The sequence below is a fragment of the Pseudomonas sp. 10-1B genome (assembly GCF_000935045.1).
Lineage (GTDB): Bacteria > Pseudomonadota > Gammaproteobacteria > Pseudomonadales > Pseudomonadaceae > Aquipseudomonas.
In genome coordinates this window covers 227,280-246,176 of record NZ_JYKS01000005.1, presented here as the reverse complement: position 1 = coordinate 246,176, position 18,897 = coordinate 227,280, and the positions used below count along the sequence as shown (strand labels likewise).

Annotated in this window: 14 protein-coding genes and 1 pseudogene; 6 read left to right on the top strand and 9 right to left on the bottom strand. The window is 56.0% G+C overall.

Features of this window, described 5'->3' with window-relative positions; all coding sequences use genetic code 11:
• The first annotated feature begins 117 nt into the window (after window positions 1–117).
• Window positions 118–1,098 carry an integrase domain-containing protein gene (locus TZ03_RS04855; RefSeq protein WP_051096135.1) on the top strand — a complete coding sequence of 327 codons (981 nt, stop codon included), beginning with the start codon at window positions 118–120 and terminating at the stop codon, window positions 1,096–1,098.
• Complete coding sequence (locus tag TZ03_RS28345) at window positions 1,095–1,379, top strand: hypothetical protein (protein ID WP_082056543.1); 285 nt, start codon at window positions 1,095–1,097, stop codon at window positions 1,377–1,379. Before TZ03_RS04855 ends, TZ03_RS28345 begins: the two co-directional genes overlap by 4 nt.
• A 963-nt stretch (window positions 1,380–2,342) precedes the next feature.
• On the opposite strand, the gene TZ03_RS04850 is transcribed toward TZ03_RS28345, so the two are convergent.
• Window positions 2,343–3,923, bottom strand: a complete 1,581-nt coding sequence (locus tag TZ03_RS04850; protein WP_051096070.1) for a recombinase family protein — start codon at window positions 3,921–3,923, stop codon at window positions 2,343–2,345.
• 371 nt (window positions 3,924–4,294) lie between these two features.
• On the opposite strand from TZ03_RS04850, the gene TZ03_RS04845 reads away from it, so the two are divergent.
• Together TZ03_RS04845 and TZ03_RS29745 are read left to right on the top strand one after the other, a co-directional pair.
• Window positions 4,295–5,368 carry a nucleoid-associated protein gene (locus TZ03_RS04845; RefSeq protein ID WP_051096069.1) on the top strand — a complete coding sequence of 358 codons (1,074 nt, stop codon included), beginning with the start codon at window positions 4,295–4,297 and terminating at the stop codon, window positions 5,366–5,368.
• 6 nt (window positions 5,369–5,374) lie between these two features.
• Window positions 5,375–6,820: a hypothetical protein gene (locus tag TZ03_RS29745; RefSeq protein WP_051096068.1), complete on the top strand. Its 1,446-nt coding sequence runs from the start codon at window positions 5,375–5,377 to the stop codon at window positions 6,818–6,820.
• On the opposite strand, the pseudogene TZ03_RS28340 reads toward TZ03_RS29745, so the two are convergent.
• A pseudogene (locus TZ03_RS28340) lies at window positions 6,788–7,015 on the bottom strand (IS5/IS1182 family transposase); the annotation flags it as partial. The gene TZ03_RS29745 and the pseudogene TZ03_RS28340 overlap by 33 nt on opposite strands.
• A 464-nt stretch (window positions 7,016–7,479) precedes the next feature.
• Here TZ03_RS28340 and TZ03_RS04830 point away from each other — a divergent pair.
• Complete coding sequence (locus TZ03_RS04830; protein WP_051096066.1) at window positions 7,480–8,718, top strand: SIR2 family protein; 1,239 nt, start codon at window positions 7,480–7,482, stop codon at window positions 8,716–8,718.
• A gap of 3 nt (window positions 8,719–8,721) precedes the next feature.
• Complete coding sequence (locus TZ03_RS04825; RefSeq protein WP_051096065.1) at window positions 8,722–10,428, top strand: ATP-binding protein; 1,707 nt, start codon at window positions 8,722–8,724, stop codon at window positions 10,426–10,428.
• Window positions 10,429–11,012: 584 nt separating this feature from the next.
• Here TZ03_RS04825 and TZ03_RS04820 read toward each other — a convergent pair.
• The 7 genes from TZ03_RS04820 to TZ03_RS04790 form a co-directional block, all read right to left on the bottom strand.
• Window positions 11,013–12,707, bottom strand: coding sequence for a DUF262 domain-containing protein (locus tag TZ03_RS04820; RefSeq protein ID WP_051096064.1), 1,695 nt, complete (start codon window positions 12,705–12,707; stop codon window positions 11,013–11,015).
• 560 nt (window positions 12,708–13,267) lie between these two features.
• Window positions 13,268–14,710, bottom strand: coding sequence for a catalase (locus TZ03_RS04815; protein WP_051096063.1), 1,443 nt, complete (start codon window positions 14,708–14,710; stop codon window positions 13,268–13,270).
• A gap of 12 nt (window positions 14,711–14,722) precedes the next feature.
• The gene (locus TZ03_RS04810; RefSeq protein ID WP_051096134.1) at window positions 14,723–15,334 is read right to left on the bottom strand and encodes an isochorismatase family cysteine hydrolase; all 612 of its coding nucleotides are present in this window, start codon (window positions 15,332–15,334) and stop codon (window positions 14,723–14,725) included.
• A gap of 52 nt (window positions 15,335–15,386) precedes the next feature.
• Complete coding sequence (locus TZ03_RS04805) at window positions 15,387–16,124, bottom strand: hypothetical protein (protein WP_053388402.1); 738 nt, start codon at window positions 16,122–16,124, stop codon at window positions 15,387–15,389.
• Window positions 16,121–16,690 carry a cysteine hydrolase family protein gene (locus TZ03_RS04800; RefSeq protein ID WP_051096062.1) on the bottom strand — a complete coding sequence of 190 codons (570 nt, stop codon included), beginning with the start codon at window positions 16,688–16,690 and terminating at the stop codon, window positions 16,121–16,123. Before TZ03_RS04800 ends, TZ03_RS04805 begins: the two co-directional genes overlap by 4 nt.
• Before the next feature lie 53 nt (window positions 16,691–16,743).
• A complete protein-coding gene (locus TZ03_RS04795) occupies window positions 16,744–17,568 on the bottom strand; it encodes an alpha/beta fold hydrolase (protein WP_051096061.1) in 825 nt (274 codons plus the stop codon).
• A 155-nt stretch (window positions 17,569–17,723) separates the two neighbouring features.
• A complete protein-coding gene (locus TZ03_RS04790; RefSeq protein ID WP_152645371.1) occupies window positions 17,724–18,803 on the bottom strand; it encodes an SMP-30/gluconolactonase/LRE family protein in 1,080 nt (359 codons plus the stop codon).
• Window positions 18,804–18,897: the final 94 nt, after the last annotated feature.

Below are 18,897 nucleotides of genomic sequence, written 5' to 3'. Positions count from 1 at the left end.
TCCCGCGTTAGAGGATATCCCCACAGGTCGCAGGGGCCTTGATCCCTGATAACACTCAGCATTCTTGGCGGGATGACGTGGGGCGAGGATCGGAGAGCGAACGATGGGGTGACCGGCATGGCATTGGTGGGTAGACGCGATGGCCGCAATTTCGGCTACGGCAGGCAACTGAGCTACGCAGGACCGCAGGCGCTGCAAGACATGTTCGGCGGTGGCCACTACGGCACGGTCAAGGCGCAATGTGACCGGTGGCAGGCATTCGTGAAATGGTGCCGCTCCGAACAAGGGCCCGGTATCAATGATGCGCGGCACATTGATCGAAAGGTGTTGGCCGACTATGCGGCTTATCTGCGTGACCTGGTTGGGTGCGGTGATCTCGCCGTCAGCACCGCACAAAACCGGCTATCCAGCGTTAACAGAACCATGGCGGCGCTTCGCGATGATCAGTGCGTCAAGTTACCAAGTCCGAGCGAGGCGTTGGGTATGCAGCGCACCGGGGTTCGCCAGGCGGTACCGCAGGGCCAAGACCGCGAACAGGTTAAAGAGATCGTCAATGCGCTTTGCCGCAATCATCAGCAACGGGCCGCCGCCATCGCTCTGTTGGCGCGAGCCACCGGTATGCGCTTGCGTGAGGCCATCTTGGCTGACCTGTCACGGCTAAGCCGTGAGGCTAACAACCTAGGCAAGATCAATATTCAGGATGGCACCAAAGGCGGCCGCGCTGGCGCCTCGGCGCCACGATGGATCCCGGTGGACGACCATGTTCAAGATGCACTTGGGTTTGCACGGCAGGTGTCGCCTGCGGGTAGCCACAACCTGATTGCGCCCAACGAAAGCTACCTGAATGTTCTGCAAGAAATCATCCGCCCTGCACGGGACATCCTTCATGCACACAATCTCAAAGGCTTTCATGAACTACGGGCAGCGTATGCATGTGAACGGTATGGGCAGCTCACCCAACAGATCGCCCCCATCAACCGAGGCCAATGTTGTCAGGTAGAAAGGAACCTAGATCGTGAGGCTCGAAGGCAAATCAGCCATGAGCTGGGTCACGGTCGGATAGATGTGGTCGCTGCCTATATAGGGGGGCAGTTATGAGCAAGCCATTCGACATGGAGTTGTTCTTGGCTGGAGTACTGGTCGGCTCGCACTCAACTCGGCAACGTCATGTGCGACAGGCGAAAATCATGCAGGCTGAGATTACAAAGCGTTGGCAGCTAGGAACTCCTTGGAGTTGGCAGAGAAAGCATGTGGCCTGGTTTCTCGATCATCACCTCGGTAACCGCAGCGAGGCAACGCGTTACTACTACTTGCTGACCGTGCGGCTGCTGGTTAGTCGATTGCAAAAAATATGGGTATTCGGATCGCCAATTGACTGAGTAATCGCGCTGAGTCAGCAACCCTGCTGTGTACTCGTTATGTGCGCCTTACCGTCGATGAGGTGGCCACAACGATACATGCGATAACCACCCTTCATCGTTGCGCGCTCAATCAGACGTAGTGGGTTTGTGATTCTCGTTGCGTTCCAGTAGCTCTGCCGACCACATCTTCGATCCGTTCCAACTCTTTAGACGACTGTCGCAGACGAAGCATTCTATGCTGTCTTTGTCTCTCACTGGGATCTTGATTGCTTGGAGACTGTAAATTGAGCCGCACACATCGCAAGTCACTTTCTCTGCCATAGGGCACCCCGTAGTAGGCAATGTCTGTGGAGTGGCCATACCCGAGCGGGTATGGCCAGGTTGAGTTGCTAGAGATCGAGCGTGAGCTGATGGGGGGCGCTACGATAGTGCTGGCAGACATGCTCCCAGCGACCGAAGCGGTAGCGTGGATAGGCGTGCACGAACACAGTTTTGGCTATGGGTGCCGACGAACGGCGAGGATGGCGTCTACGCATGGTAGATAAGGCCCTCTTGAGGATTTGCAGTGTGTGCAATCCTCTGGGCGTGACGACGAGTACACATAAAGTGTATTGACGTGACGGTCACGCTCTTGGCTTAATGACCGCCTGCCCAGATTCATGCGTTCTTAGAAATGCGCGTATCGGGGGTGGTGCGGGTGGACACGTTCTGTCGCCAAACTTCGCGTGACCACTCGCAAGCTTTTCCCTCTACAGCCCCCAAGATATGGGGGTTTTGCTTTTCTGGGGTACAAGATAATGAGGTCTTAGGTGCTTTGCAAGGTGAGCGCCTGTGGATAACTTGTGGGTACTTTGTGAGTGAATGGGGGGTATTCGCTGTAGCCCTTGCGGCAAGTGGTTTGCACACTTTTTCAGCATCATGCTCCAATCGTGCAGATTTTTACGATTTCACACCCTATCGTAAAATTGAGACTCCTCAGGGTTACTTGTGTTGATCCTGTAGATCCTTGTAGTTATCTTCCATCCACACCGATTTAGCTGGCCTTTCAACGTCGCCATACCACTCGTCATGCTCATCTGAAAACACATCATTTGAACGCTTGTGTACAAGCTGCATCTTATCTCCCCGCATCACCTTATACATGCCGCTGGTACGGTCGACGCCGCCGTATCGATAGATGAAACGTCCTGAGCCGGTTGTGGTGATCGTTCCATCGATATTCACAGTGATCTCATAGCCAACGCTACGTAGCATGGCGGCAAGGCGTTGCGGATCATCCCTCTTCAAGTCCTCCACCTTGGCTGCTTGGCTCCAGTGCAACGTGAATGTCGAGTCCTCGGTTTTGCGGAGTATTGTCAGCTCGTTTTCAAGCGCCTCACGGCTCGCGTTCATCGCTATCAACCGATCCACTAGCTCGGGCACAGTGCCCATATCGGCAACTAAATCTGCGATCTCATTTATTCTGTTTGTGAGAGCGGCGAGCTCTGCCTCCTTGCTAACGATCTCCTTTTCATTCACGCTCATCTGCTGCTGTGTGAGTGCCTCCCAAGCGGCGTTGGTTGACGTCCAGCGGTAAATTGCCTCGATGACTGGTTTAGGCACCATGTGCGAGTTGTCGCAGCCCTTCAGATTTTGACGAACGCGGCAACGCAAGGCATGGGGCTTACCGTCCTTGTGTTGCATGATGAAATTGTTCCCGCATGAACCGCACTTCACTAAGCCGACCAGGAAGTGCTTAGCCGTTTTCATCGGGCGTTGTGTCTTCATCTTCTCTGCGTGGATCTGGGCCTTGTAGTACAACGCGGGATCGATAATCGGGGGGTAAACGCTGTGGCCACTCCACCGACCGATCGCTGCTTCGTTCCGCAGCCAGCCTTCCACAGTAGGCCCGCTGCATTTGGCAAGCCGCTCAACACCAGATGCACGCATCCTCTTGGCGATGGTGGATTTACCCATGCCCGAGACATACAACTCGAATGCCTCTTTGACTCGTGCGGCTACATCTTCACGCACTGAGCCATCGCTGTTGAGCCATGCCGGCGTCATGCGCTTCGGTGTGACACCTTCCTTGGCTTCCTCACGTCGCTTGGTGTAGGAATGTGTCACACGTCTCGAAAGCGACTCTGACTGTTGGTGTGCGGCTTGGATCCTGGCCGCCAATAGGAAGAGGTGTGGCCCGCCGATCGACTGCTTGGTATACGTAACGTTGTCGTCAAGCGTGATGATCGTGACGCCAGCGTTTAGGATGGGGATGATAAACATCTGGATCATATCTAGTGCTTCAAGCCGTCCTGCACGGTCGAGAGCCTCGACGAGAACGACGTCCCCGGCATTGATTGCCCCTTGTTGGATTGCGAGTAGCAATTCTCCGAAGCCACCACCGTTCTCTAGGTAATCTCCAGAGAAGTCACTTTTGGCTAGCTCTCGGAAAGTGATGGTGCCTAGCACGTAATCAGTGTGCGACTTTAGCCATTCTGCAATCATCTTTTCCCGCCATTCCACAGCGCCGGCGCCTTTTTTACGACGGTTGGAGAAGCGAACGTAAGATATTGCTTGTTTCATGGGCTGCACCTCGGGAGCTGAGCGGCGATAGTATCAGGCTTTCAGGGTTACATTGAAAATTGCTGTTATCTGGTTTTTTACTACCAATCGATGCCTGGCCCGATCCGCATTGGCTCATGATGTTGAACTGCACTGATCGCTAACTTTTGGCTGCTTCCGATGGTTCTCGATCACAGTCGTCTCCGTAGGCAATGCTGCTTACTCGAACATAGTCAGATCGTGCGCCCATCGGTAATGGCAATGAGCCATTCCGCCATTTTTTGCGGTACATTGGCGAGCAGGATCGGTGCTCTCGATGGAGCGGTTGGTCCGATAGGGGGCGCTGCGAAGCAACCTGGTGATTGGTAAGTAGACTAAAAAGGAGTTGCAACATGGCTGCACCACTGGATGGCGTGCTGAGCCAGGCACAGCGTGAGAGCCTAGAAATTGTCAGCTTTATCTTCCACATCATCGAGCCAGATGCTGAGGTGGATGAAGATGTTGTGTTTCTCGATGAGGTCGAGCTTCAAGCTAAGCAAAAGGTCTTCTTCCTAGATCGGCTCCGAGAAATCGCTGAGGGCACGCAATACGTGTTCAAGCAGGACGCCGTGCATCTGAAAGAGAAATGTCAGCAGCTGCTTGACGAGCCCCATAGGTTCATTGAATTTTCACGCCAGATCACTACTGATTTTTCAGGGCGCCATAAGGGGCATATGGCTGCCGGCGTGTTCATCGTGTCTGTGGTGAAGTACTTGGCTACCGCGCATGACTGGCGGCAGCTGGTCTTCGTCGTGAAAATGGACAAGCAACCCTCGTTCACTTATAGCTACGAGGAGAAGGACGGTCGAAGAGTCGCCGTCATCAATGAGGTGCAAAACTCTCTTAATGAGAGCAAAAATGCGATCCAGAAAAGTGCCCTGATTGACGTCTCAGATCAATTCGCATGGGATGTGCTAGCCTTCGACCGCGTACAAAGACCAGGGCTGGGTGATTATTTTCGGGGTTTCTTGGGGGTGACGGAGCGCCAGCAAGACTCAGTACTCACTCGGGCTGCCCACGTGCAAGTGCGCAAGTGGGCAAAAAAGCTGACAGCAGAGCAGCTCCCTCCTGGGGAGGACCTGAACACTTTTCTCGGTCGATCGCTCAACTACCTGAGTGATCATGACACCTTTGACACGGACGAGTACCTGAACGCAGTTGTGCGTGACGAGGATGCCAACCGGAAGGCAGAGCTTGTGAGGTCGCTGCGAGATGCGCTTGCCGAAGGTGGAGTGGCAGGACAACAATTCCGCCCTCAAGCGGGATCACTGCGTAAAAGCGAGCGCAAGCAGGTCTACCTAACCTACGAAGGGGTTACCATTTCCTTTGAAGGCACGCCCGAGGCTATGGGCATGCAGATCGAGCCACTGGGCGGTGGTCGTTCCCGAGTCACTATCGTAACGAATCGGCTGGATGCCAAAGGTTGAGGAATCATGACTGCTGTAGCGAACCTACTTGATGCGATCAGCGAGCTGCGTAGTCATTCGTTGCAGTTCATTGACGAGAGCTTTCGGCTGACCGTAGAGGGTGATTCGCTGAGTGGGGACGTCAAGGCGATTCTTCAGCAGGTTGATGAGCTAGCTCGGCAACTGGGCATTGATGTGCCCACAATTATGATCTCTGGTGAAGCGGTAGATGCTGCAGAATTGTCCACGACCACATTCGATGACGAGCCCTGGAGGACGGTGCTGGGCAAGTCGACACTTGCCCAAAAAATGCGTGCCAGGGACAACGAGTCCACCCTGTTTTTCTTCTCCGTCGAAAGCTTTCATCAGTGGTTAGAGCACATCGACCCCTTCCAATATCCTAGCGGCAATGATCCTGACTTATCCTGCCCAACTACGGTACGAGTCAATGGCTTGACTGCTGCGTTTGGAGGCCCTCTGCTTTGGGTACTACCCCCAGCCAGTGAAACGCCCAAAACTCCGATCAATAAACTTCCTAACCAGTCGGATGTACACGGTCTAATCCATACCAATGCAGTGAAGCCTCTTCGGGTTTGCCCGAGTGCGTATGCGTTGAGCTGGGGAAATCTTGACAGCTCCGAAGCGAAGCCGTTAGTACGACTGAGTGCGTGCGTCATAGCAGCATGCTTAGTCCAGGAGCTGAAGAACACCGGCAATGGCTATGATGCGACACTTCGTGGGACCAAGCGACTTTCGTTGCCCCTTTATGATGAGATGCAGGCTGTGAGCGCTGATACGTTATCGCGACTCACAGAAGCCGTTTGTTGGGTTTACGAGGAACGCCCTGAAACTCGTCTTAGACTTGTCATGGACCGATTGTCAATAGACATCGAGCACGGACAAACTCTGCTTTCGGGAGTAGAGAAGTATCTTGAAGTAGCCCTTCAGCAAGCTCGCGATAGCTATACCTTTGTGATTCTGGACCGTAAGGATGCTTATCATAAGGAGGTCCGCGAACTCATGAAGGACATGAAGTCGCAAGCCGACTTATATGCAGCAAAAGTCCGGGATCTTGTGAGTGCATTAACCCGAGATATTCTTGGTGTTCTGGTTTTTATTGGGTTTTCTTTCATTGGTAAGTTTGATCAGAAAAATATTAACATGCTGCTTGAAAGTTCAGAGTTGGCATTGCTAGTAAAATTCCTGGCAGGATATTTGGTGCTGTCTTGTATCTTGCAGTTTAGCTCTAATCTGCGTGATGCTAATCTTGCCTACAGCGAGAGCAAAACGTGGCTCGACGTATTGCAGCACTACTCATCTCAGGCTGATAAGCAGGTGCGATTTCTTACGCCAATAGATAGGCGTCGTATAACGCTATTTGTGGCTATGGGTATTATGGGCTTTATATATGCATGCCTGGTCATAATTACGTGGAACTTGCCTTTTGTCATCGAGCTGCTCCTGGCTCAATAAGGGCTGGTGGATGATGGTGGCTTCGACAATCGTGCCCTGGCGCAACGACAGGCCTTTGTCTTGCAGGTAGTTGTTGATGGTTTCCAGAATCCCTGCCGCGAGCTGATGCTTCTCCAGCAGGTGCCGGAAATTCATGATCGTCGTGTCTTCGGGAATCGGCGCGCTGAGCGTCAGTCGAGCAAACTGGCGCATCAAAAGGGGACGGATTTATTTTTGAAGCTTCTGCTGAAAAATAAGTCCGTCCCCTTTTGTGATCCAACCTAGATTACTGTCTACGAAATTTGGGGCGATTTGACCAGCACCAACACCTTGCACACTCACAGCAGATGTTAGGCGACACCGGCGACCGTCTGCGCGGTACTGGCACTTTCTGCACGGTCCCGCGCAGCGGGCTGTATTGCCTGACTAGAGCTACCGGCGGAAGTATGCTGATGGGCACTGTGACGAAGCTAGAGACCGTAGAGATCGCACCTGTCTGGCTCCCCAATTCCGCCACCTCAGCGCTCGGTGCATGCCATGCAACGCAGCTTCCTCGAGTGATTGCATCATGGCACTATGACGCCCATCAATTCTTCCCATACAGCGTCCCCATCTTCAGCCCCTTCGGCTTATCGCTCGACTCGGATAGATGCGGTTAGCCATAGACAAAGGATCGTGTCATGACAGACGAAGTAGTCCCACTCAACGACAAACTTAAGGGGCAACAGGCTTACCTCTCGCCAGGTGCCGCCGAGTGGCTGCCGTTGACTGAGGAGGCCTTCACGGCACTGAAGTCAACAGATGAAGCTGATGATGAACAAGTGCGCGCCAATAAAGCCGCGCTTTCGGCCATGTTTGCGTCCGCACTTCAAATCCCGAACCTAGGATTCTTTGCGGGAAGCGGTACTTCGCTTGGCGCCGTCGGCGGCCCGAGCATGTGGGAGTTATGGCAACGAGCGATGTGCCCAGAGGAGCAAAACAGGCTCTCCGAACGCGCTGCACAAGTCGCAGATACCGTCCGTTATCTTGAGAGAAACAACCCAAACATCGAGCACTTTTTGTCCCAGTGCGACGCCTACTTGGCGTTCAACAGCGACGCGGGAGTCAGCGCATTTGTTAACGATGTGAAAGCCTTGATTCTTCACGCCTGCTCGGAGTTTATGAACAGCGATAATTCCGACATCTCAGCGTACAGGAATCTGTTGCAGAAGTTGGCGAGGCGCAGGGTTAGAGATCCTCGACTAAGGGTATTCACTACGAACTACGACATGTGCTTTGAAACCGCTGCGTCTGATCTAGGGATGGTTACCATTGATGGCTTCTCGTACACCCGAAAGCGCAGATTCGATGGAAAGCACTTCACCTATGACATCGTGCGACGGGAGGCGGACAGCCACGAATTTACAGAGGGTATTTACCACCTCCTGAAGCTTCATGGCTCCGTAAGCTGGAGTCGTGAAGGTACAGAGATTTACGAGCATGCTGCTCCCGCCCCAGAGAATGCCTGTTTGATCTATCCGGCAAAGGGAAAATATCAGCAAGCATTCCTACAGCCACACCTTGAGCTCCTATCAAGGTTTTTGGAGTTTTTGCGACAGCCCAATAGCTGCTTAATTATTGCGGGTTTCGGCTTCAACGATGATCACCTCTCCGAGCCCATCTACTCTGCGATTCAGTCCAACCCAAGCCTCAAACTCATCCTCTGTGATTTTCAGGGCATCACTCACCTACACAATCGCGGCCAACATGGTTCAAGCCCCTATTGGGGAAAATTCCATGACCTTGCGATGGAAGGCTTCGATATCCATTTCGTCAGCGGCTCATTCGGTGACATGGTCAGCCACATCCCACATCTGCGTACCGCTTCGCCTGCAGAGCAGTTAGCAAACGCCGTGAGACGTGTAAAGGGAGGGGCCTAATCGATGGCACTGGACGGAATATTGGCCAGCACCCTGAAAATAGGGGTGGTATCTAGTGTCAGTGCTCAACTCATCAAAACAAACCTTGCCCATGCGGGCGAGGTAAGCGGGCACTATCTAGGAAAAAATCGCTATGGCAAGGGTGAAGTAGGCGAACTTGTCTTGATCGAGGGCCAGCAGACAGTACTGCTGGGGCGTATCACGGAGGTCAATCTTCCCGACCGCGATCGCACTGAAATCTCTCAAGATTTTGCAGGGATTCGTCAGATCGACGCTATTGGGTTCATTCGCCTATTGGGTTCGGTAAACCCTCACACCCTTAAGATCACAGCCGGAGTCAGCTCTTATCCTCGGCTAGGTGATCGAGTCTACTCCGCTCCTGGTGAGTTCATATCCCAAATCCCGGTGTTGACTTCTGCAGGAGTAGACGCAGAAGTGCCACGCGTCACTCTGGATCTAGGACATGTTGCGGGTGATAACGGGTTCCCAATCGCGGTCACCCCAGAGAAGCTATTCGGCCGACACTGCGCAGTTTTGGGCTCGACAGGTGGCGGCAAGAGCTGGACAACATCCAAGTTGATTCAAGAATGCCGAAAATTCTCATGCAAGCTCGTATTGATCGATGCTACTGGAGAGTATCGATCGCTGAACGGGGCCGACACCGTTCATTGCCACCTAGGTGAACCTATACATCGAAGCGCAGAGTCGATTGAAGTCGCCATCCCTCCCACAAGTTTTGCGGAAACCGACTTTATTGCCTTGTTCCAGCCTTCAGGAAAGACCCAAGGGCCAAAGCTTAGGGAAGCGATTAAAAGTTTACGGCTAGCGGCACTTGCACCAGATCTGTTCCCTAGGGGAATTGTGCGCAAGGTCAGCCAATCTAAGAACACCTACCGAGAAGCGATGAGACGCGACAACAACGCTAGCTTGGTCGGTAACCCCAGCCAACCATTCGAGCCTAGGCACCTCGTTCAGCAGGTTGTCCAAGAATGCTGCTATCCGGATGCCGGCGCAGATAAAATGGATCGCTGGGGGGGCGCGAGCAATGAGCTTTCGTACTGTTCCTCGCTCATGACCCGGATTATGAGTGTGATGAGCTCCCGCTCACTCAGCTGCGTTTTCAGCCCTGCAGTCGACCTACCGAGTCTTGTTGATAACCTTGATGCTTTCTTGGAGGGTGATAAACGTCTGTTCAGGATTTGCCTGAGCTCCATCGGTTATGAATTTAATGCACGGGAAGTAATTGCCAATGCAATAGGACGACTGCTCCTGCAACGTGCCAGAAGTGAAGCGTTCCGCCGGAGCCCATTGGTAGTGATTCTCGATGAAGCTCATAACTTCCTCGGCAAGACCCTCGGTAACGAGGACGACCTTCAGAATCTCGATGCATTTGAACTGATTGCCAAAGAGGGCCGTAAGTACGGATTGAACATCTGCCTCGCAACTCAACGACCTAGGGACATTACCGAAGGTGTATTGAGCCAGATGGGCACTCTTCTAGTGCATCGACTGACCAATGATCGAGATAGAGAAGTTGTCGAGCGTGCATGTGGGGAGATCGATCGTTCAGCGGCTGCATTCCTGCCAAACCTAAAGCAGGGTGAAGTTGCAATGGTGGGGGTAGATTTTCCGATTCCGGTGACCATTCAAATTGGTCGACCCTCTCAACCACCAATGTCCGATGGGCCCAGCTTCCAAGATCTGTGGTAATCGAGCCAGGCACTGTAGGATTCCCCGCCGTCGGCTAGGAAGCGCTGGAGCTTTGAGTGGTGGAGCACCAACCTGAATCGTCCCAGGCTTCGTAGATGCCTCGGTAACCCAAAATCGGGCCTAAGTAAACGTCCGCTTTTGGCCGTTAGCTGCCCTTCCTGAAGGGCAGCAATGGGTCGTTTTCTGTCGTTCCTCACCTATCTTTCAAAGCGGGTGGGCGTAGCTCTCATTGGATCCTCTGCAAGTTCCGATTCGATTCCACTGAAAGCCATAAGTAGCTGATTGGCTTGTAGATATCCTATGAGACACACCAAAAAATCCACCAAATTCCAGCCCCACGGAAACCGGGCCCTCACGGCCAACAACCGTCCGCTGTCTCCGCACCACATCCAACTCCACTGCATTCCGCTGAATATTTTGGAAATACTCTAAACCGGCCTTCTAGCCGGTTTTTCATTTCCATAAGCCTCTGTCGGAAACCAACAAAATCCCCATTAATCAGGGGTGTGTTTGGGGGCGGTGTCTTTCCACCATGACATGCCCTCAGTCATGATTTTTATGACTGAGGGCAGAGTTTAGTTTACTTAAAGCTCAGCCATCAGTGTTGCGACGATTTTATCGTGCCGGATCTGGATTGCATTTTGGTCCCAAATACTACCTGCGCTGACAAATTTTGCTATTTCCCGTTGTTGGAAGTTGTGCTGGTATGTTTCCAACTTTTCGGAAAATGGAATGTTTCCCACTGCGCAGTTGTGGGACTTTGACACCAGAAGGTAATTGCCGAGGCAGTTCAGGTATTCGCTCTTGAAGGTTTCGTCGTAGGCGCCGTAACCATGAGGACTAGCTGTGGGCTCGGTGGTTGGGGCGATGTGCTCCAGTTCTGGACGCTTGATGTCGTCATTACGCCGCGGCTCATAACCGCGCTGACCTTGTCCTTCCAGGTGTACTTCGTATTTCCATAGCAGGTGCCTAGCGGTGGAGTGTCTGATACCCCATTCTAGAGCCTCTGCCAGTTTTTCATTGTTCCAATATGCCCACCACCCACTGCCTACAGTCTTGAGACGCTCGATGTTCTCAAGGATAGGCCCTATCGCCGGTGCGTCACTGGTAAATGCCTCGTAAGTATCATTAATGCGGGATGTGATATCCGCACGAGTGCCAATCAGGCGATGTCGGATGATCAGGCTTTCAAAGACAACACAAAGCTGGTTCTTGTCCGGGAGAGGAAGACCAAAGCGGTAGGCCTTGAGAATAAATGGCAGTACAATCCCGATTCCGCCCAAGCTCACCAGTGAGTGAATCGGAAAACTGCTTCGCTCGTCAGCGCCGAAAAATGCCGTTAAATGTTCGAAACTGATGGCCAGTGAGCTGGTGAAGTCTTTCACAAACTCAAGAGGCGACTCTGCTGTAAGCATTTTCTCAATCCGGTCCAGCGCACCGCTTTCCCACAGCGAATTGAAGTGAACGCGCAAGGTGTGCTGCAGCACGTCGTCTTCATTGATGCGGTAATCAATTGCCGAGATCGACTTGTAGATGGTTTCGAAGCGGTTCTGGATCTCTTCGATCAGGTTGTCCCGCGCTTCTTGATCTTCGCTGTGAAGATGGATGGCATACATGAACTGCGCCTTAACCACCTCAAGGTTGGATGGGCGCTTGCCGCGGTTGTTCTGGAAGATGAACATCTGGATGGCTTCAGCCTCGTCCCGCACTGGGTGTGTACTGCATGATGCCTGGGACACGATTCGCAGCATGTCGGTCAGGAAGGCTTCAGGCTGAGAACCCAGCTTCTTTTTGAAGAAGTCGAAAGCATTGATGAGCCGCTGGGCAGATGTGGTCAGCGAAGCAGGGGCGACGGTTCTGGACTGGTTGATCACATAATCGACAAAGGTCTGGTTGTCGTAACCGACCGTCTTGAAGCGGATCTGACTTTCCCGCTTGATCATGTCTTTGTAGCAGTCCTGCTCATCTTCGGTGAGTGCGCGCTTGGCTTGTAGGCATGCGAACAATGCAGCTAGAAACAGCGTGATCGTGGTCAGGCGCTGCTGGCCGTCAATTACCCGGTACTCTCCCTGTGTCTGCTCAAATAGGAAATGGCCAAAGTAATAAGGGCTGCGGGAGTTGCTGCTGCGATAGGCTTCCAGGTCGGATAGAAATACCGCTGTCTGACTGACGCGGGTTGAACCTTCAGCTGGCGTATCCCAGGCATAAGCGCGTTGATATGTGGGCACGACGATGCGGTTGTTGGCCAGCATGTTGCGAATGGTTGAAGAGGCTTCCAAGAGGTATGTCCTTATGGGTGGTGGCGTTTTGCCTCATCATCGCTTGAGTGGTGCTTTTTTGCATGCTTGGGCACTACATTTATTTTGCTTGGCCCCATCAGCATCCCCAGGGCTTCGCGGTTAGGGCTCAATGGCCAAGCGGTATGCAATCTCCTGCTCTCGCTGTGTACCAATTTAAACAGCCCAAAAATTCCCGATTCGATTCCACCGAAAGCCATAAATAGCTGATTTTTTTATAGATAACCTTTGAGGTACATCGAAAAATCCACCAAATTCCAGCCCTACTAAAACCGAGCCCTCACTACCAACAACCGTCCGTCTGTCTCCGCACCAGTTCAGGTTCCAGCGAAGGCTACCAAAATCTCTGGAACCCCCGTAAAACCCGCCTTCTGCCGGGTTTTACGGGGGGGCCGTCGAAATCCGACAGCTGCCAGCCGTTTTAGCGGGTCGTTGGCGATTAATCCGATTCGACAAAGAGGTTTACCCTTATGGCTCGTATTACTGTTCCCCGAGCCCGGGAGTGGCTGTCCGGACCGCTGCATTGCAAAAAAGTAACGGCCTCAACGGCCGAGACGTTCGACTGCGACTGCAACGCCAGCCCCATAAGCCGGATCAGCTTTGCTGCAATTGCTAATATGCCGCTCGATAACCTCTTGATTAGCCCCCCTGATTGCTCGCGCCGTGTTATCGAACAACGCCTGCTGCTGCGCTGGCGACATCAGCCGGAAAAGCGCGCCGGGCTGCGAGTAGTAGTCATCATCGACCCGGTGATTCCAGTGGTCGGCAGCGCCTTCCAGGGTCAGCGGCGGTTCCGCGTGCTCCGGTTGCTCGGTCCACTCGCCGTAGCTGTTGGGCTGGTAGGCGAGGCGTGAGCCCTGATTGCCATCGACGCGCATCTGGCCGTCACGGTGGTAGCTGTGGAACGGGCAGCGCGGCGCATTGACCGGGATGTGCGTGTGGTTGACGCCGAGCCGATAGCGCTGCGCATCGCCGTAGGAGAACAGCCGCCCCTGCAGCATCTTGTCCGGCGAGAAACCGATGCCTGGCACCACGTGGGCCGGATTGAACGCAGCCTGCTCGACCTCGGCGAAGACGTTCTCCGGGTTGCGGTTGAGCTCCAGCACGCCGACCTCAATCAGCGGGTAGTCCTTGTGCGGCCACACCTTGGTCAGGTCGAAGGGGTTGATGTGGTATTGACCTGCTTCATTCTCCGGCATGATCTGGACATAGAAGGTCCAACGCGGGAAATTGCCCTGCTCAATGTTGTCGTACAAATCGCGTTGGCTACTCTCGCGGTCGGCGGCCACTATCTGGCCGGCCTCGGCATCGCTGAGGTTGCGGATGCCCTGCTGGGTCTTCCAGGTGAATTTCACCCAGTACCGTTCGTTGGCGGCGTTGATAAAGCTGAAGGTGTGGCTGCCAAAGCCATGCATGTGCCGGTAGCCATCCGGCACGCCACGGTCGCTCATGACGATGGTGACCTGGTGCAGGGCCTCTGGCAGGTTGGTCCAGAAGTCCCAATTGTTCTGCGCGCTGCGCATACCGGTGCGCGGGTCGCGCTTCACGGCGTGGTTGAGGTCAGGAAAATTCAGCGGGTCGCGCAGGAAAAACACCGGGGTGTTGTTGCCCACCAGATCCCAGTTGCCCTGTTCGGTATAGAACTTCACGGCGAAGCCGCGGATATCGCGTTCGGCATCCGCCGCGCCGCGCTCGCCAGCGACGGTGGAAAATCGCACGAAGATGTCGGTCTGCTTGCCCACCTGGGAGAACAGCGCTGCCTTGGTGTAGCGGCTGATGTCATGGGTGACGGTGAAGCTACCGTAGGCGCCGGAACCTTTGGCGTGCATGCGCCGCTCGGGGATCACCTCGCGGTCGAAGTGGGCAAGCTTCTCCAGGAACCACACGTCCTGCAGCAGGGCTGGGCCGCGCGGGCCGGCGGTCTGGGTATTGTTGTTGTCGACGACGGGGGCGCCGACGGCGTTGGTCAGTTTTTTCTCGGACATCACGGTTGCTCCTCAAACCAGTTCGCCGAGCAGCTCGGCGGTGGTGATAATGGCGTGCGCAAAGGTTGGCCCATTGATTTCATGGGCGGCATGTAGCGCTTCCTCGGAGAAGGCTGCGGTGGCATCGCGTACCAGCGTCACGTGGTAACCCAACTCGGCGGCGAAGCGCGAAGTAGCCTCTATACAAGTGTTGGCCAGCAGGCCAATGATGATGACCTGGCGCACTCCGTGCTGTTTGAGCTGCAGGTCCAGGTCGGTATTGGCGAAGCCGCTACCGCCCCAGTGCTCTTGCACCAGCACATCCCCAGCCTGGGGCTTGAAGTCAGGGTGCCATTCCCCTCCCCAGCTGCCGAGCGCGAACACCTGAGCCCGTGCCGCACCCAGTTGATAAGGACTGGGATGCAGCCAGGCCTGGAAATCATCGGGCCGCGCACGGTGATGCGGCACATAGAATACGCGGATGCCAGCCCGGCGCGCGGCAGTCACCACCGCACGCAGATTGGCCAGCGTGCCGAGACGGTCGGCCACCGGCTTAGCCAGCCCGGTGAGTTTGCCGCCCTCGCTGAGGAAGTCGTTGTAGGGGTCGACCAGCAGTAGGCCGGTGTCTTGTTTCGAGTAGCTCATGACGTTCTCCACCATCGGGCGCAGCATCGCCGTGGGTCCGCGCACCTGATCATTAGTCTGTGGCTTTCCAGGTGGCCGGTAGACTCAGGTCACCCGAGGCCACATCCCACACGCTGGACACGCATAGCAGCGGGTTGTGCAAGTCGGCGTTGACCTGCAGTGCGGCGGTCACCCCGTCGTAGTTGAAGCTCTCGGGGAAGCCGACGGCCTTCAGCGGCACGCGGATCTGCGCGGCATTCTTCTTCACGCTGAGGTCGTAGCCGGGCGAGTCGATGTAGATCGGCGCACCGGGCCAGGTCGTCGGCAGCTTGGGCTTGGCGCCCTCGGGAATGTCGCGCACCTTGAGCCCAGACGGGCCGCAGGTCGCATCCTTGGTCAGTACCATCCAGTGCGAGTGCCACAGGCCACCGTCGTTGTCCTTCTTGCCGTCACCGTTTTCGTCGAGCTGCGGCGTATCGTCGAAATCCGGGTGCGAGGTCAGCGCCAGGGCGAGGATGCCCGAGGCCTGCTCGAAACCGACCGCGCCGCTGTCCAGGCTGGAGGGCCAGACGTAGCTGTACACCTCGGCGCCAGCGAAGCTGCCTTTGGGGGACGGCATACGGCTGCCGGCCGCGCCGTCGACCAGTTGCTCGAACACCAGCATCTCGCCATCTCGCGACACCCGCGTGCGCACAAGATCGAAGGCCGCCTCGACCTTCGCGCTCCGGTCGCTATGGATGCCGCCGGGCTCGTGGGCCAGAACCGGTGTGGCGAACGCGCCGACAAGCGCGAACACCAGAGTACGCTTCACATCGTATCCCTCGCGTGCTGGCCGAGGTATTCGGCGGTGGAGATCACTGGCGCATAGCCGAACTTCAACGCCGCCATGAAGGCCGCATGCACGTGGGCCGCCGGTACCTTCACGCCATCGAACTCCAGGTCGAGGGTGGCACAGGCGTCGTGTAGCACGGTGGTCTGGTAGCCGAAGTCGACCGAGGCACGGGTGATGCCATCCACGCACATGTGGCTCATGTTGCCGACCACCACCACCTCGCTCACTCCTGCCTGGTCGAGGATCGGCTTCAGGTCTGTCTCGCGGAACGAGTTGATGTAGTGCTTCAGCACCACTGGCTCGCCCGGCTGGTTGATCACGCTGGGATGGATCTGTGCCCCCTCACTGTCCGGACGGAAGAAGGGGGCATCCTGACTGGTGAACTCGTGGCGGATATGCACTACCAGGTCACCGCTGTCGCGAAACGCCGCGATCACCTCGGCGGCCTTGGCTGCAGCTGCCTCGACTTGGCTCAGGGTCCACAAACCGCCGGGGAAGTAGTCGTTCTGAATGTCCACCACGATCAATGCTTTCTTGCCGCTCATCTCGTCTCTCCTTTCGCTGTGGCCTGCCGAGAGTTCGGCGGGCGCATGAGTGCTTAGCTGCGCAGGAACGCCAGCATGTCTTCGCTGAGTTTTTCCTTGTGGGTGTCGGTGATGCCGTGCGGCGCGCCGGGGTAGATCACCAGCTTGGCGTGCGGTACCAGCTTGGCAGAGGCACGCGCCGCCGCGTCCACCGGCACGATCTGATCGTCGTCGCCGTGCAGGATCAGGGTTGGCACGTCGAACTTCTTCAAGTCTGCGGTGAAGTCGGTCTCGGAGAACGCCTTGATGCAGTCGTAGGCGTTCTTGTGTCCGGCCAGCATGCCCTGCATCCAGAACGCGTCGATCACGCCTTGGGAAGGCTTGGCGCCCGGCCGGTTGTAGCCGAAGAACGGGCCGCTGGCGACGTCCTTGTAGAGCTGCGAACGGTCGGCGATGGAGGCCGCGCGAATGCCGTCGAACACCGAGATCGGTAGGCCGCCTGGATTGGCCTCGGTCTGCACCATCAGTGGCGGCACCGCGGCGATCAGGCCGGCCTTGGCCACCCGCGAGGTGCCGTGGCGGCCGATGTAGCGCGCCACCTCGCCACCGCCGGTGGAGAAACCGAACAACGAGGCGCCGCGCACGTCGAGGTGCTCCAGCAATTGGGCCAGGTCGTCGGCGTAGGTATCCATCTCATTGCCGCTCCACGGCTGGCTGGAGCGCCCGTGACCACGCCGGTCATGGGCGATCACCCGATAGCCGTTGCTGGCCAGAAATAGCATCTGCGCTTCCCAGCTGTCCGAGTTCAACGGCCAGCCGTGGCTGAGCACCACGACCGGGCCTGTGCCCCAGTCCTTGTAGTAGATCTGCGTGCCGTCACGCGTAGTAATGGTGCCCATGGTTTTTCTCTCTCCATCGTCGGGTGGTGGAACCGTCGCCACTGATTCGCTGCTCATGCAGCCACCAAGCGGTATCGCAAGCGCCACAACTGTTGCTGCAGAGCCGATCAACAGCGCCCTGCGTTGCGGATCGGGGCTTTGGTCTGGTCTGGATGTCATCGGTCTTCTCCGGGTAGCTCGGTGGGCAGGCTGAATTGCACGAGATTCCAGCGCGTGACGCGCTCTTCCCACTCGTCTCCGGAAGCCTCGGTGAGCGGCAGTGCCAGGTTGGTGACCAGCATCCGCTTGCCCTGGATGGCCGTGCTGGCGGGAAACAGCAGGCCACGCGGGCTGCCGTCTGCGGCCAGGCCAGCGAAACCGGCGACCCTGACCAGCGGCAGGCCACGCTCGCTCAGCGCGACCACCTGGTCGACCTGGTTGGCCGTCACCCATAACAACCCCTGGTGAAACAGCAGGCCGTCAGCACCGGGCAGGCTCTCCGCCAGTACTTTCGGAGCGCCGTCCGGCATGCGCATGCGCAGCACTCGGCCATCGCCAGCGTTGTTGATGTAGAGCAGCGACTCGTCAGCATTGAAGGCCAGGCCATTGGCGCCGAACGGCAGAAAGCCGCTGGTGGCCAGCAACGGATCGCGCATAAACACTTCCACCTTGCACGGCCGGCAGCGCGTCGCCTTGGCGATGCGCAGGATTGCGCCCTGAAACGAGTCAGATACATAGAGGTTGCCTGCCCTGTCGAACACCATGCCGTTGGGCGCGGGCATACCGCTGGCGCCGAATGTGATGTGGTCCTGGCTACCATCGGGATTGTTTATCTGTCGCGGGCCAGGAGCTGGCGGATTGAGGGCAGAAAAGGTCACCACGGTTTCGACCGTACTGTTCGAGTCGAAATCGAGCGGCAAGCGCTGCAGGCTGCCTGCGCCAAAATTGAGGATGTACAGGTGCCCTGCGGCCACCGCCAACCCGGTCAGCGGCGTGGTACCAAAGGGCTTGCGGGCGAGCAACTTGCCCTCGGCAGAAAGACGCAAGACCTGATTGTTGCGCTGCTCGGCAGGCATACGCGCATCGAAGGTGCCGACATACACCTCGCCACTATCCGGCGCTACGGCGAGCCCTTCGGGGTAGCGCACATCTTGCGGCAACAGCGCGAAGTGCCGAACCGTCATTTCCAGTGGCTGCGCCTGCAGCACGCCTGCGCTGCAGATAAACGCAACTACCACATACCTGATAAGCCCCATAACGCCTCCGCTCGCAGTGACGCGTCGTATGCGCTTTGGTGCTACGTCAGATACGCCGCAGACGGAGTAAGTAAAGCGCTGAGCAGATCCTGAT